Source organism: Kitasatospora sp. NPDC092286 (assembly GCF_044755565.1).
Lineage (GTDB): Bacteria > Actinomycetota > Actinomycetes > Streptomycetales > Streptomycetaceae > Kitasatospora.
The window spans coordinates 21,697-36,588 of sequence record NZ_JBIVRD010000044.1 but is presented as its reverse complement, the minus strand read 5'-3'; the positions used below and the strand labels follow the sequence as shown (position 1 = coordinate 36,588).

Below are 14,892 nucleotides of genomic sequence, written 5' to 3'. Positions count from 1 at the left end.
GCCATCGGGCCGGTGCCCGGCCGGGGGCCCGCGCGGGCGTCAGTGCGCGGTCCAGCCGCCGTCCACGGGCAGGCTGGCGCCGGTGATGTAGGAGGCGTGCGGCGAGCAGAGCCAGAGGGCCAGCTGCGCCACCTCGTCGGGCTCGATCAGCCGCTTCACGGCGGTGCGGTCGAGCATGATCCGCTCCACCACCTCGTCCTCGTGGATGCCGTGCGCCAGCGCCTGTCCGGCGATCTGCTTCTCCACCAGCGGGGTCCGTACGTACCCCGGGTTGATGCAGTTGCTGGTGACGCCGTACGGGGCGCCCTCCAGCGCGACCGTCTTGCTCAGGCCCTCCAGCGCGTGCTTGGCCGTGACATAGGCGGACTTGAAGGCGCTGGCGCGCAGGCCGTGGACGGAGGAGATGTTGACCACCCGCCCCCAGTCCCGCTCGTACATGTGCGGCAGGGTGCGGCGCAGGATGCGGAACGGGGCCTCGACCATCACCCGCTGGATCAGCGTGAAGCGGTCGAGCGGGAACTCGTGTACGGGGGCGACGTGCTGGAGGCCGGCGTTGTTGACCACGATGTCGGCGTCGTCCGGCAGGGCTTCCACCGCCTCCGGGTCGGAGAGGTCGGCGACGTGCGCGACGCCGCCGATCCGCGCGGCGAGCTCCTGGGCCGGACCGGCCGCGAGGTCGACGACGTAGACCCGGGCGCCGGCCTCGGCGAAGGCCTCGGCGCAGGCCCGGCCGATGCCCGAGGCGGCTCCGGTGACCAGGGCCGTACGACCGTCGAGCGGGCGGGCTGAAGTGGTGTCCATGGCCGAGAACGGTAGGAATCCGGCGGCCCGTCTCCTATGTCGTGGGGAACTACAGCACCCCGGGAGAGTGTGGCGTTCACCGCTATGACGGTCGATCGGCGGTTCGGTCGGCCAAAGCCAAACCCACTCTGTCCGGACTTCCCCACAATGGGCGCGGATGCTTCACCCGTTCGGAGGATTGCTCGGTCAGAACCGCCCATAGCGCCCGAATGCTCGCTACATTCACGCCGATTCCCGACAGGGGCGCCGCCACAGGCAGCCGAAGTGCTGGTGGAGCCGGTACGGCGTCTGAGAGGTGTTGACTGACTATGCCCCAACGGCCTGCAACCGACAGCCCGGCGTACGGACCGCTCGACCCGCTCGACCAGCACCGGGGGCCGGTCGGCCGGGCCCTTCCGGACGCCCCCGACGCCCCGACCGCCGACGAACGGCGGCTGCCCGAGCAGGCCACCCCCGACCGGCACCCGGCGCCCCTCGCGCCCCCGGACGGGACGACCGCCGCCCCGGCCCCGCCCGTCGCCGGCCACTCCGGCCCGGCCCCGCAGAACGGCCAGCTGGCCGCGCTGATCGAGGAGGCCGGCTTCTCGCACGCCGGTCTGGCCCGCCGGGTCGACCAGCTGGGCCTGGAGCACGGCCTGGACCTGCGCTACGACAAGACCTCGGTCACCCGCTGGCTCCGCGGCCAGCAGCCGCGCGGCGCCACCCCGGCGCTGATCGCCGAGGTCTTCACCCGCCGCCTCGGCCGCCGCCTCACCGCCCAGGACCTCGGCCTGGACGCCTGCGCCCCGGTCTACGCCGGGCTGGAGTTCGCCGAGACGCCGCAGGAGGCGGTGGACATCGTGGCGAGCATGTGGCGCAAGGACAACGGCCCGCAGTCCGAGCTGCGGCGGATCGCGTTCACCCCGGCTGGGCTGGTGGTGCCCAGCCGGGACTGGCTGATCGGCCGCACCGACGAGCGGGTCGCCCGGGACGGCTCCACCCTGGCCCGCCCCGACCCCGCCGCGGGCGCGCCGCCCGCCGGAGCGCCCGCGCCCGGCGGGACCCCGGTGCCCCCGGTGCGCGGCCCCGCCCCCGGGGCGCCGGGCGCGGCGCCGGCCAGGGCGGGCGTCCCGGGTGCCGCCGCCTCCACGGCGCTCGGCCGGGTACCGGTCCAGAGCCGGCGCCCGCCGCTGGCCGTCGAGCCCCCCTGCAGCGACCCGGCCCGCGAGCAGCGCCCGGCGCTGCGGGTCGGCCGGGGCGACATCGCCGCCATCCGCGCCGTCGGGGACCTCTTCCGCGCGCTGGACCACGCGTACGGCGGCGGCCACGCCCGGCAGGCGCTGGTCCGCTACCTGGAGAGCGAGGCCGAGCCGATGCTGCGCGGCCGCTACGGCGAGCAGATCGGGCGGGCGCTGTTCGCCGCGGTCGCCGACCTGACCAGGCTGGCAGGCTGGACATCCTTCGACATCGCCGCGCACGGTCTGGCCCAGCGCTACTTCGTCCAGGCGCTGCGGCTCTCCCAGGCGGCGGGGGACCGCGTGCTCGGCGGGTACGTCCTGGTGACGATGAGCCAGCAGGCGGTGCACCTCGGGCACGGCCGGGAGGCCGTCCAGCTGGCCCGGGTCGCCCAGCAGGGCGTGGGCACCGCCGTGCCGCCCGTCGTGCAGTCGCTGCTGCACGCGGCCGAGGCGCGCGGGCACGGCCTGCTGGGGGACGTCCGGTCCTGCACCACCGCCCTGGTACGCGCCGAGCGGTCCCTCGCCGCGGCCCGTCCCGTCGACGAACTACCCACCTGGGCACGGTACTTCGACGAGGCGCAGCTGGCCGACGAGTTCGCGCACTGCTACCGGGACCTCCAGCAGTGGCGGACGTCCGCCCAGCACGCGGAGAAGTCGCTGCGGCTGCGCTCGCCCGCCTACGCCCGCAGCCGGATCTTCTGCCGGCTGGTGCTGGCCACGGCCCGGCTGGGCATGGGGGACCTCGACGAGGCGTGCACCATGGCCACCGACGCGCTGCGGGCGGCCGGGGAGATGCGCTCGGCCCGCTCGCTGGAGTACGTGCGGGACTTCCACCGCCGGCTCGCCCCCTACCGGGGCAGCCCGGTGGCCCGGGCGTTCGAGGAGACGGCCCGTCAGACGGGGGTGATCTGACGCCCGCCGTCCGACCGCCGCTTGCCCGACCGCCGCTTGCCCGACCGCCGCATGGCCGGCCGCCGCCCGCCCGGGCGAGGGCCGGCCGGCGGGGCTCACCAGCTCTCGGCGCGTACCCGGGGCCGGCCCTGCTCCGCCGGCGGGCGCGCGCCGCCGCGCAACTGCTGGGCCAGCAGCGGGAAGAGCAGGACGGAGAGCATGCCCGCACCGACCAGCGCGGCCGCCGTGGAGGACGGCAGGTGATCCGCGTTCACCTCGATCGTGGTGATCACCACGACCAGCGGCAGCGCCGTCGCGCCGTACAGCCCGAGCGCCGCGCGGTCGCGCCGCCCGAGCCCGATCGGCGCGAGCAGCGCGGCGGGCAGCCCGCGCACCACCAGGAGCAGCAGCAGGAACACCGGGACGAGCAGCATCGTGCCGGGTTCGTTCAGCAGCGCGTCCAGGTCGAACTTCATCCCGCTGACGACGAAGAACACCGGGACGAGAAAGCCGAAGCCGATGCCCTCCAGCTTGGCCTCGATCACCGCCTCCTCGGCCTCCGGCACGTCGGAGAGCAGCAGATGGGAGACGACGCCGGCGGTGAAGGCGCCGAGCAGCATGTCCAGGTCGAGCCAGAGTGCGGCGGCCACCATCGCCGCGAGCACCAGCATCACCGTGCGGATCGCGAACTGCCCGGAGGTGCGCAGGGTGTGCCGGATCAGCCGGGTCATCCACGCCGGCCGGGGCCGGCGGGCGCAGCTCACCGCGACCACCGTGATCACCGCGAAGGCGCCGAGGATGACGGCGGCCCTGGCCGGGGTGTTGCCGCTGAGCAGCGCCGCGATCGCGATGATCGGCCCGAACTCGCCGACCGCGCCGGTGGCCATCACCAACGAGCCGAACGGGGTGGGCAGTTCACCGGCGTCGCGGAGGATCGGCAGGATGGTGCCGAGCGCGGTGGTGGTGAGCGCCAGCCCGGCGAAGGCGCCGTTCAGCGGGTCGCGGTTGACCATCGCGCCCACCCCCAGCGCCACCGCCAGGGTCGTCAGCCACGCGGCGCCCGCCCGTCTGAGCGGGCCGCCGCGCAGCCTGGCGAAGTCGATCTCGTAGCCGGCCAGGAACATCAGCATGGCCAGGCCGAACCGCGAGAACGCGTCGACCAGGCCGCCGACGTGCGCCCAGTCCAGGACGTCCGGGCCGATCAGGACGCCGAGCACGATCTCGAACACCACGGTCGGCACGGCGATCCACCGCAGCAGCCGGTCGGCGAGCAGCGGCGCGGCCACGGCGGCGGCCGGGATCAGGATCAGCGCCAGGGGCTGGACCTGGACTCCGGCGCTCACCGCGCAACCGGCCGAGAGGGGAATGCCATCCGATTAGCGGTCATATCGGCATACTGGCATGTCGTCGGTTGCCGCCATCGCAGCCCGGTCACGTGTTCACGCCACCGCGGGTGCCACCCCCTGCCGCCACGGGAGAGCGGCCCGCGCCGCCGTAGACACGCCTAGGCCGCCGCCTCCACCGCCCGGGGCGCGGTCGGCAGGCCGAGGTCGCGCACCACGGCCTGTGCCGCCCGCCGCCCCGAGACCAGCGCACCCTGGACGCTGCTGGTGTCCCGGTGGTCGCCGCAGACGTACAGCCCGGCCAGCACCCGGACCGGGCGTCGGCTGTTGTGCGGCGGCGGCATGGCCGGCAGGGCGTCGGGCAGGTGCCGCACGCTCAGGAAGTGCCAGCCCTTGGTCGGTGTCCCGTACAGCTCCGCCAGCCGCCCGCGCACCGCCGGTTCGAGTGCGGCGGGCCCGCCGGCGTCGAAGGAACGCCGCCCGAGCACGGTGGTCGCGATCAACGCCTGCCCGGCCGGGGCGTACGAGGGGTGCAGCTCGCTGAGTACCAGCGAGTGCGAGACCAGCGGCGGGTGGCCGCCGGGCCGGTCGCCGTCGAGCAGCAGGACGGCCTCGCCGACCGGGGGCCGGTGGGCCGCGTGGTAGAAGGTGGTCACGGGGTGGAAGTCGGGCAGCCGCAGCCCCGGCAGCAGCCCGGTGGCGGACTGTCCGTCGGTGGCCACCACGACGGCCTGCGCGCCGATCCGTCCGTGCCCGGCGGTCTCCACACCGTCGGCCGTGATCGAGGTGACCTGCACCCCGGTCCGCACGGTGCCGGCGGGCAGGGCGGCGGCCAGCTGGGCCGGCACGGCCGCGATTCCGGCGGCGGGCAGACAGAGCCGTCCGCGCGCGTAGGAGCGCAGCACCAGGTCGGCGATCCGGCTGCTGGTGCCCAGGTCCGGGTCGCTGAGCAGGGCGCTCAGCAGCGGCCGCAGGAAGCCGTCGACGGTGCGGGGGGCCGGGCCGCGTTCGGCGAGCGCGCGGGCGGCGGTGGTCTCCGGCCGGGCCTGCAGCCGCCCGGCCGGGGTGGCGGCGAGCCGGCTGAGCCAGTTGCCCAGCCGGGCCTTGTCCAGCGGACTGCCCAGCGGTGCCCGGGTGGTGGCCTGCCGGGCGGCGGTCAGCTGCGGGTCCCCGGCGCGGTAGCGGCGGCCGCCGCTGTGGACCAGCACGCCGGGGGCGAGGGGCCGCAGATCGAGGCGGTCGAGGTCGAGTGTGCGGCGGAGTTCGGGGAAGGCGGTGTTCAGCAGGTGGCTGCCGTGGTCGAGCCGGAATCCGTCCAGCTCGCGGGTGGCCATCCGGCCGCCGATCCGGTCCGTGGTCTCCAGGACCTGGACGGACAGGCCATGGCCGGTGAGCGCGCGGGCGGCGGCCAGGCCCGCGAGGCCGGCGCCCACCACGATGACGTCCGGGTCGGACTGCCGGCGAGCGCGGCGAGTGAAGTCGTACGTGGGCACTGGCGTGCTCCCTCCCTGGTCCCGGAGCTTCGGCCGACGCAGGCAGCGGGGTGCCGGGACACGGTCCGACGATGTGATGCCCAGTCAATGTGAGCGTCAGACCGTCGTACCGGGCCGTATCCCGGGCCCGGAAAGGGCTCGGCGGCATCCGGCGGGGGCGCGGTCACGGACTGTGCGCCCAAGGGGCCGGGTTCGGGGGCTACGGGCGCGCACGGTCACCGGGGGCGTGCGACGCGCCCGCCGTGTGCTCCCGTGCGCCCCTCCCGGGAGCCCCGTCGGTTCCCCGCCCGGCATATGCCCCTGGCCAGGGCAAACGCCGTAGCGGGCGTACGCGGACGAGAGTGGACGGGCCGGGTCGGCCGTCCCGGTGCGACAACCGCACCAACGACACCATCGGCGACACCACCAACGGCACCGCGACGACCGCAGTGCCGACGCAACACCGACATGCGCCGACGCAACACCGACGTACCGCCGAACCCGGAGCGCGCCTACAGCGCCGCCCGCACCGCCGAGTCCACGTCCGGGTGTTCGAACCGGAATCCGGCCTCCAGCAGCCGCCGGGGCACCACCCGGTGGCTGCCGACCACCTCGATCGCCAGCTCGCCCAGCACGGCCTTCAGCACCGCCTCCGGCACCGGGAACGGCGTCGGCCGCTTCAGCGCCCGCCCGAGTGCCGCCGTCAGCTCGGCGTTGGTCACCGGCTCCGGCGCGGTGAGGTTGAAGGCGCCGGCGAGGTCGTCCCGGTCGATCAGGAACCGCAGCGCGGCGACCTCGTCGGCCAGCGAGATGTAGCTCCAGTACTGGCGCCCGCCGCCGAGCCGCCCGCCGAGCCCCAGCCGGAAGAGCGGGAACAGCCGCCCACCGGCCCCGCCGGCGGCGGAGAGCACCAGTCCGGTGCGCGGGTGGACCACCCGGATGCCGGCCCGCTCGGCGGGCCGGGCGGCGGCCTCCCACTCGACGCAGACCTCGGCCAGGAAGTCGTCCCCGGCGGGGGAGTCCTCGTCGATCACCCGGTCGCCGGTCTGTCCGTACAGGCCGACCGCGGAGGCGCTGACCAGCACCCGGGGCGGCTCCTTCAGGTTCGCCAGCGCGACGGCCAGCGTCTCGGTGCCGAGCACCCGGCTCTCCCGGATCTCCCGCTTGTAGGAGTCCGTCCAGCGGCCGTCGCCGACCCCGGCGCCGGCCAGGTGCACCACCGCCTCGACGCCGGCCAGCCCGTCCCGGTCGACCTGGCCCAGCTGGGGGTTCCAGCCGATCGCCGTCGTCCCGTCGGCCTGTGGGCCCGTCCTGGAGCGGTGCCGGACCAGCCGGACCACCTCGTGGCCGTCCGCCAGCAGCGAGTGGACGAGTGCCGAGCCGATCAATCCCGTGGAGCCTGTGACCGCGATGCGCATGGGCCCATCCTCGCAGCTCAAAATCCGTATGCGTTCGGGACGCGGCTGATTAGCATGACGCGCATGTCCGACGACGATCTGATCATCCGTTCCGCGCAGCCCGAGGACGAACAGGAGCTCGCCACCCTCAACCGCGCCACCTGGTCCACCCTTTCCGAGGTCTCCCCGCGGCCCGCGGAGGAGGACGGCGTCTTCGACGAGCGTCACCTCCCGGACCAGTTCCTGCTCGCCCTGCTCGGCGGCCGGATCGTCGGCTACGTCCGCCCGGTCCCGCCCACCCCGCTGGCCAGCAACCAGCACGTCCGTCAGATCCAGGGCCTGGCCGTCGACTCCTCGGTCCGCGGCCGGGGCATCGGGCGGTCGCTGGTCGAGGCCGCCTGCGAGGCCGCCAAGGAACAGGGCGCCCGCCGGATGACCCTGCGCGTGCTCGGCCACAACGCCCCGGCCCGGCGGCTCTACGAGAGCTGCGGCTTCGTCGTCGAGGGCTCGCTCGCCGAGGAGTTCCTGATCGACGGCCAGTACGTGGACGACATCTGGATGGCCCGGTCGCTGACCGCCTGAGCCGCCCTGGCCGCTTGACCGGATCACCTGCACCACCCGCCCCATCCGTCTGACGAATCGTCAGATCGCTGGCGTGGGTGGTGCAGAGTCGTGACAATCCGCACCTGTCTGGGGTGCTGCCGCGCCGGGTACCGTACGGCCGTGAGCAATTCGACGCCTCCCGGGTGGTACCCGGTACCGGGTGCGGACGGCGCAGCCGGTCATGAGCGCTGGTGGGACGGCAACGCCTGGACCAGTGACGTCCGTCCCGTCCAGGCGGGCGGTGCCCAGCTCGCCGACGCCCCGACCCAGACCTGGCAGCCCCCGCAGCAGCCGGTCTCCGCCCCGCCACCCGCATACGGCTACGGAGCCCCGCAGCAGGGCGCCCCCGGCTACGGCTACCCGGGCCAGGCCCCGCAGGCCTACGGCTACCCCCAGGGCGGCTACCCGCCCCCACCGCGGCCGGGCCGGATGAAGCCGGGCGTGGCCGTCGCCGTCGTGCTCGCGGTGCTGGCCGTGGTCGGTGTGGTGGCCGGGATCGCGCTCAACAACAGCGACAAGCCGCAGGCGGGCCCGGCGCCGACGCCCACGGTCACCGTCTCGGACAGCTCGAGCCCCAGCCCGTCCCCGACCCCGCGCACGCCCACCCCGACGACGACCCCGCTCCCCGCGCCGATCGTCAAGGACACCGTCTCCGACAGCCGGCACGCCATCATCGTGCCGGTCTTCGAGGACTGGGACGCCCAGACCGACAGCGCGCACTCGACGGTCTTCCTGGGCACCGGCCGGTACACCTGCCCGGGCGGCGGCTCGTGCATCCGCGGCCAGTTCTCGGTCGAGAAGGAGACCATCGCGGGCGCCAGCGCCCGCGCGGCGGCCGAGGCGGCGATGCCCGCCTACGCGGCGGCGATCTTCACCGGCATCGCCTCGCACACCGACGCGGGCTCCTTCGCCACCACGGTGGCGGGCGTCCCGGGGTACGCCGTGCGCTGGCGCATCAAGACCACCGACGGCACCCGGGGCTACGTCCTGCTGGCGGCCGTCCCGGCCAAGGGCGGCGGCTACGTCGCCTTCGAGGGCGGGGTGGACGACGACCCGAGCGCACCCGACCCGACCGTGCTCGACCAGATCCTCAAGGGCATCAAGCAGGACGGCACCGCCACCGGCTCCACCACCTGACGCCCGCCGGGGGCGTCTCCCGCGAGCCACCCCCGGGGCCCGCTCCGGTCGCCCGGCGGGAGGCGTGTGTCAGTCCCCGTAGCGCTCCCAGAGCTTGGGGAAACGCTTCGCCATGGTGTCCGGATCGTCGAAGTCCAGGGCCGCACCGGCCGGCCGCGCGGGCTGCCGCCCGCCCACCTCGGGCAGCGGCAGCCCGGTCAGCTGCTCGTACGCCTCGTCGGCGGCGTAGCCGAGATCCTCGGCCTCGCCGTCCTCCTCCTCGTCGAAGCCGGGCAGCAGCTCCGCCAGGTCGTCCGGATCGTACAGCCCGCCCTCGAACACCTCCCGGCCCTGACCGATCAGCCAGCAGCGGAAGAAGTCGAAGGTGTCCTCGGAGGCGCCGTCCAGCAGCAGGTAGGCCGCTCCCCAGAGGTCGATGCGGTAGGCGCGCTGGAAGCGGGCCTCGAAGAGCCGCGCGAAGTCGATGACGTCGTCCGGGGTCAGCTGGACGAGCCGCTCCACCAGGCGCTCCGCCTGCTCGTCCGGGTCGCCCTCGGCGGCCTCCCGGGTCTCGTCGATGATCTGCCAGAAGTCGGTCTCGTCCATCACCGCTCCAGCATCCCCGTTCACCCGCGCAACCGCATGCGATGGGCTCACGAAACGCGGAAACCCCCGGAGACGGGGGGCCACGAAAACGCGGAGCCCCGCGCCGTCCGGGGACGACGCGGGGCTCCGGGGACTGCCGTGCTCGCTGGTGCCTTACAGGCCGAGCTCGACCTCGAACTCGCCGGCCTCCAGGATCTCCTTGACGGCCACCAGGTAGCGGGCGGCGTCGGCGCCGTCCACCAGGCGGTGGTCGTAGGAGAGCGACAGGTAGGTCATGTCGCGGATGCCGATGGCGGTGCCGCCGTCGGCCTCGATGACGACCGGGCGCTTGACGGTCGCGCCGATGCCCAGGATGGCGGCCTGGTTCGGCGGGACGATGACGGTGTCGAACAGCGCACCGCGCGAGCCGGTGTTGCTGATGGTGAAGGTGGCGCCGGACAGCTCGTCCGGGGTGATCTTGCTGTCGCGCACCTTGCCGGCCAGCTCCGCGGTCTTCTTGGAGATGCCGGCGATGTTGAGGTCGCCCGCACCCTTGATGACCGGGGTCATCAGACCCTTCTCGGAGTCCACCGCGATACCGATGTTCTCGGAGTCGAAGTAGGTGATGGTGCCCTCGGCGTCGTTGATCCGGGCGTTGATGACCGGGTGGCTCTTCAGCGCCTGGGCGGCGGCCTTGACGAAGAACGGCATCGGGGACAGCTTCACGCCCTCACGGGCGAGGAAGGCGTCCTTGGCCTTGCCGCGCAGCGACATGATCTTGGTGAGGTCCACCTCGACCACGCTGGTCAGCTGGGCCTGCTCGTGCAGGGCCTTCATCATGTTGTCGCCGATGACCTTGCGCATGCGGGTCATCTTGACGGTCTGGCCCCGCAGCGGGGACGGCGCGGCGGCGGCCTTCGGCGCGGCGGCCGGAGCGGCGGCGACGGGGGCCGGTACGGCCTTCGCGGCCTCGGCGGCGGCGATGACGTCCTGCTTGCGGATACGGCCGCCGACACCGGTGCCGGTGACGGCGGTCAGGGCGACGCCCTGCTCGGCGGCGAGCTTGCGCACCAGCGGGGTGACGTAGGCATCACCGGCGTCGGCCACCGGGGCGGCCGGAGCGGCAACCGGAGCCGGAGCGGCGACGGGGGCCGGGGCAGCCGGGGCGACCGGGGCCGGAGCGGCCGGGGCAACCGGAGCCGGGGCGGCGACCGGAGCCGGAGCAGCGGCCACCGGGGCGGCCGGGGCAACCGGCGCGGGGGCGGCGACCGGCGCCGGAGCGGCAACCGGGGCCGGAGCGGCAACCGGGGCCGGAGCCGGAGCGGCGGCACCGGCGGCACCGATCAGCGCGAGCTGGGCGCCGACCTCGGCGGTCTCGTCCTCGCCGACCAGGATCTTCACGACGACGCCGGCGACCGGCGACGGGATCTCGGTGTCGACCTTGTCGGTGGAGACCTCGAGCAGCGGCTCGTCGATCTCGACCGTCTCACCCTCGGCCTTCAGCCAGCGGGTGACGGTGCCCTCGGTGACCGACTCGCCCAGCGCGGGCAGCAGGACCGGGGTGGCGTCGGCGGCCGGGGCGTCCGCGGCCGGGGCCTTGGCGACCGGCGCGGCCGGGGCCGGAGCGGCAACCGGGGCGACGGGGGCCGGGGCGGCGACCGGAGCCGGAGCGGCGGCGGGCGCGGCCTCGGCGGCCGGCGCGGGGGCCGCGACCGGGGCGCCGGTGCCGTCGTCGATGATCGCCAGCTCGGCGCCGACCTCGACGGTCTCGTCCTCGCCGACCTTGATCGAGGCCAGGATGCCCGAAGCCGGGGCCGGGATCTCGGTGTCGACCTTGTCGGTGGAGACCTCGAGCAGCGGCTCGTCGACCTCCACGCGCTCACCCTCGGCCTTCAGCCAACGGGTGACGGTTCCCTCGGAAACGCTCTCGCCCAGCGCGGGCAGTGTTACTGAGACCGCCATGGTTTCAGCGACTCCTATCAAGTCTTGCGTACTGGAATGGGGGATTGGGGAGCGCGATCAGTCGTGCGCGTGCAGCGGCTTGCCGGCCAGCGCCAGGTGCGCCTCGCCCAGGGCCTCGGACTGGGTCGGGTGGGCGTGGATGAGCTGCGCGACCTCGGCCGGCAGTGCCTCCCAGTTGTAGATCAGCTGGGCCTCGCCGACCTGCTCGCCCATGCGGGCGCCGACCATGTGGACGCCGACCACGGCGCCGTCCTTGACCTGGACGAGCTTGATCTCGCCGGCGGTCTTCAGGATCTTGCTCTTGCCGTTGCCGGCCAGGTTGTACTTGAGGGTGACGACCTTCTCCTTGCCGTACAGCTCCACGGCCTTGGCCTCGGAGATGCCGACGGAGGCGACCTCGGGGTTGGAGTAGGTCACGCGCGGGACGCCGTCGTAGTCGATCGGCACGGCCTTCAGGCCGGCCAGGCGCTCGGCGACCAGGATGCCCTCGGCGAAGCCGACGTGGGCCAGCTGCAGGGTCGGGGCGAGGTCGCCGACGGCCGAGATGGTGGGCACGTTGGTGCGCATGTACTCGTCGACGAGGACGTAGCCGCGGTCCATCGCGACGCCGTTCTCCTCGTAGCCGAGACCGGCCGAGACCGGGCCGCGGCCGATGGCGACGAGCAGCAGGTCGGCGTCGATCTGCTTGCCGTTCTCGGTGGAGACGCGCACACCGGTCTCGGTGTACTCGACGCCGGAGAAGCGGGCCTTCAGCTCGAACTTGATGCCGCGCTTGCGGAAGGCGCGCTCCAGCAGCTTGGAGGAGTTCTCGTCCTCCAGCGGGACCAGGTGCGGCAGCGCCTCGACGATGGTGACGTCGACGCCGAAGGACTTCCAGACCGAGGCGAACTCGACGCCGATCACGCCGCCGCCGAGGATGACGGCCGACTTCGGGATGCGGTCGAGCTTGAGGGCGTGGTCGGAGGAGATCACGCGGTCGCCGTCGATGGTCAGGCCCGGGAGCGACTTCGGCACGGAGCCGGTGGCCAGGACGATGTGGCGGCCCTCGATGCGCCGGCCGTTGACGTCCACCGAGGTCTGCGAGGAGAGCTTGCCCTCGCCCTGGATGAAGGTGACCTTGCGGGAGGCCACCAGGCCCTGCAGGCCCTTGTACAGGCCGGCGATGACGTCGTCCTTGTACTTGTGGACGCCGTTGATGTCGATGCCCTGGAAGGTGGCCAGCACGCCGAACTCGGCGGCCTCCTTCGTCTCGTCCGCGATCTCGGCGGCGTGCAGCAGCGCCTTGGTCGGGATGCAGCCTCGGTGCAGGCAGGTGCCGCCCAGCTCGCCCTTCTCGACCAGGGCGACACTCTGGCCCAGCTGAGCGGCGCGGAGCGCCGCGGCGTAACCGCCGCTTCCGCCTCCGAGAATGACTACGTCGAAAACGGTGCTGGCGTCGTTCGCCACGTCACGTCCTCCATGCAATGGGGTGTGGATCGCCGGGCCGGTCACGGTCCGGTGGGTCGGGAAGCCCTTGTGGGGCGCCCAGTCGTGCCGGAAATACATCTTCGCACTTGTTCACGGCGGCTGATGTCCGGGTCCGCTCCAGGGGTGTCCGTCAGGGCGGTCACCGGGGTGGGAATACCCCCGACGGAAGGACATCACCGCAGCTCACGGCGGTATTGACGGCGGTGGTGCCGACGCCCCCGGCGGGCCGGGGCGTGGCGGGTTCCGCACTGTGGAACAAAGTTTCGCCAGTAGCGAACAAGAGTGCACACCGCGGGTTCGTTCCCTACCCGCAGGTAACCGCGGGTGGGAAGCCGACGGGGCCCGGCGCAACCGCGCCGGGCCCCGTCCGCTCAGGCCTCGGATCAGGCCTTGGCGCCCGCCGCGGTCTGCTCGGCGAAGCGGACCAGGGTGCGCACCGCGGTCGCGGTGCCGCCCTTGGGGGTGTAGCCGAACGGCGCGCCCTCGTGGAAGGCCGGGCCGGCGATGTCCAGGTGGGCCCAGTCGATGCCCTCGGCCACGAACTCCTGCAGGAACAGGCCGGCCACCAGGCCGCCGCCCATCCGGTCGCCCATGTTGGCCAGGTCGGCGATGGTCGACTCGGTCATGCCCTTGCGCAGCTCGGCCGGCAGCGGCATCGGCCAGGACGGCTCGCCGGCCTCGCCCGCGACGGTGTGCAGCGTCTCGCGCAGCTCGTCGTTGTTGGCCATCACACCGAAGGTGCGGTTGCCCAGAGCCACCATCATCGCGCCGGTCAGCGTCGCCACGTCGACGATGACGTCCGGGTTCTCCTCGCCGGCCCGCACGATCGCGTCGGCCAGCACCAGACGGCCCTCGGCGTCGGTGTTCAGCACCTCGACGGTCTTGCCGCCGTACATCTTCAGCACGTCGCCCGGGCGGGTGGCCGAGCCGGACGGCATGTTCTCCGCCAGCGCCAGCCAGCCGGTGACGTTGACGGCCAGGCCCAGGCGCTTGGCGGCGACCACGGCGGCGAACACCGCGGCGGCGCCCGCCATGTCGCACTTCATGGTCTCGTTGTGGCCGGCCGGCTTCAGCGAGATGCCGCCCGAGTCGTAGGTGATGCCCTTGCCGACGAACGCCAGGCTCGCCTTGGCCTTCGGGTGGGTGTACGCCACCTTCACCAGCCGGGGCGGGTTGGCCGAGCCGTTGCCGACGCCCAGCAGGCCGCCGAAGCCGCCCTTGAGCAGCGCCTTCTCGTCCAGCACCTCGACCTTGAGGCCGTGCTCCTTGCCGGCGGCCTGGGCGATCGCGGCGAAGCCCTTCGGGTTCAGGTCGTTCGGGGCGGTGTTGACCAGGTCGCGGGCGCGGTTCATCTCCTCGCCGACGGCCAGGGCGCGCTCGACCGCGGCCTTGGCGTCCTTGCTGCCCTTGCGGGCGACGAGCAGGACCAGCTCGCCGACCGGCTCCTTGGCGCCGCTGTTCTTGTAGGTGCCGAACGTGTACGCGCCGAGCAGGCCGCCCAGCGCGACCGCCTCGACCTCGTCGGCGGACTCGGCCGGCAGCGCCAGCGCGGCCTTCTTGGCGCCGGCCAGGGTGCGGGCGGCGACACCGGCGGCGCAGCGCAGCGCCTCGGCCGGGTAGCCGCCGTCGGCGGCCTCGCCGAGGCCGACCGCGAGCACGAGCGCGGCCTTCAGGCCGGCGGGGGAGGGCACCTTGACGGCCTCGCCCTCGGCGCCGGTCGCGCCCAGGGTGGTGAGGACCTCGGCCAGCTTGCCCTCGAACGCCTCGGCCACGGCCTCGGAGCCGGGGGCCAGCACAATGCCCTTCGGGCCCTTCGCCACACCGATCACCAGGGCGTCCGCGCGCAGCGAGGCGGCGGAGGAGGTGCTCACAGACAATGCAGTCACGTAATGCGTCCTGTTCTTTCGCGGTCCACGGCCGGTCACGGCGCGGCTGACGCACCGGCACAGCCCGGGGCCGCCGCGCGGGTCGTTCCGCCCGTCGTGCGCCGGGTCCGGGGCCCCTGGCGCGGGCGCCCGCCGGTCGCGGCGGCCGCACA

Annotated in this window: 11 protein-coding genes; 3 read left to right on the top strand and 8 right to left on the bottom strand. The window is 73.9% G+C overall.

The genetic code is table 11. From position 1 onward, the window contains the following. Window positions 1–39 precede the first annotated feature (39 nt). Window positions 40–801 (bottom strand): 3-hydroxybutyrate dehydrogenase, encoded by a 762-nt coding sequence (locus ACIQIB_RS32620; protein WP_363611425.1) that lies wholly within the window; start codon window positions 799–801, stop codon window positions 40–42. Between the two features lie 308 nt (window positions 802–1,109). Between ACIQIB_RS32620 and ACIQIB_RS32615 the strand changes: the two genes are divergently transcribed. Next, window positions 1,110–2,930, top strand: a complete 1,821-nt coding sequence (locus ACIQIB_RS32615) for a regulator (RefSeq protein WP_400762426.1) — start codon at window positions 1,110–1,112, stop codon at window positions 2,928–2,930. A gap of 95 nt (window positions 2,931–3,025) precedes the next feature. Here ACIQIB_RS32615 and ACIQIB_RS32610 read toward each other — a convergent pair whose 3' ends face one another. From ACIQIB_RS32610 to ACIQIB_RS32600, 3 genes are all read right to left on the bottom strand, one after another. Then, the gene (locus ACIQIB_RS32610) at window positions 3,026–4,252 is read right to left on the bottom strand and encodes a cation:proton antiporter (protein ID WP_400659014.1); all 1,227 of its coding nucleotides are present in this window, start codon (window positions 4,250–4,252) and stop codon (window positions 3,026–3,028) included. A 161-nt stretch (window positions 4,253–4,413) separates the two neighbouring features. Next, complete coding sequence (locus ACIQIB_RS32605; RefSeq protein ID WP_363611417.1) at window positions 4,414–5,745, bottom strand: FAD-dependent oxidoreductase; 1,332 nt, start codon at window positions 5,743–5,745, stop codon at window positions 4,414–4,416. 491 nt (window positions 5,746–6,236) lie between these two features. Continuing rightward, window positions 6,237–7,142 (bottom strand): TIGR01777 family oxidoreductase, encoded by a 906-nt coding sequence (locus ACIQIB_RS32600; RefSeq protein WP_400762425.1) that lies wholly within the window; start codon window positions 7,140–7,142, stop codon window positions 6,237–6,239. A 63-nt stretch (window positions 7,143–7,205) separates the two neighbouring features. Between ACIQIB_RS32600 and ACIQIB_RS32595 the strand changes: the two genes are divergently transcribed. Together ACIQIB_RS32595 and ACIQIB_RS32590 are read left to right on the top strand one after the other, a co-directional pair. Continuing rightward, entirely contained in the window at window positions 7,206–7,703 is a 498-nt protein-coding gene (locus ACIQIB_RS32595; RefSeq protein WP_363611413.1) for a GNAT family N-acetyltransferase, read from the top strand. A 141-nt stretch (window positions 7,704–7,844) separates the two neighbouring features. Beyond that, window positions 7,845–8,861 carry a DUF2510 domain-containing protein gene (locus tag ACIQIB_RS32590; protein ID WP_363611411.1) on the top strand — a complete coding sequence of 339 codons (1,017 nt, stop codon included), beginning with the start codon at window positions 7,845–7,847 and terminating at the stop codon, window positions 8,859–8,861. Window positions 8,862–8,930: 69 nt separating this feature from the next. Here the strand turns inward: ACIQIB_RS32590 and ACIQIB_RS32585 are convergent, their stop codons facing one another. From ACIQIB_RS32585 to ACIQIB_RS32570, 4 genes are all read right to left on the bottom strand, one after another. Continuing rightward, window positions 8,931–9,446, bottom strand: a complete 516-nt coding sequence (locus ACIQIB_RS32585) for a DUF4240 domain-containing protein (RefSeq protein WP_363611409.1) — start codon at window positions 9,444–9,446, stop codon at window positions 8,931–8,933. Between the two features lie 153 nt (window positions 9,447–9,599). Then, window positions 9,600–11,387, bottom strand: coding sequence for a 2-oxoglutarate dehydrogenase, E2 component, dihydrolipoamide succinyltransferase (gene sucB, locus ACIQIB_RS32580; protein ID WP_400762423.1), 1,788 nt, complete (start codon window positions 11,385–11,387; stop codon window positions 9,600–9,602). Window positions 11,388–11,444: 57 nt separating this feature from the next. Then, window positions 11,445–12,833 carry a dihydrolipoyl dehydrogenase gene (lpdA, locus tag ACIQIB_RS32575; protein WP_400762421.1) on the bottom strand — a complete coding sequence of 463 codons (1,389 nt, stop codon included), beginning with the start codon at window positions 12,831–12,833 and terminating at the stop codon, window positions 11,445–11,447. 404 nt (window positions 12,834–13,237) lie between these two features. After that, on the bottom strand, window positions 13,238–14,740 hold the full coding sequence (locus tag ACIQIB_RS32570) for a leucyl aminopeptidase (RefSeq protein ID WP_400762419.1): 1,503 nt from the start codon (window positions 14,738–14,740) through the stop codon (window positions 13,238–13,240). Window positions 14,741–14,892: the final 152 nt, after the last annotated feature.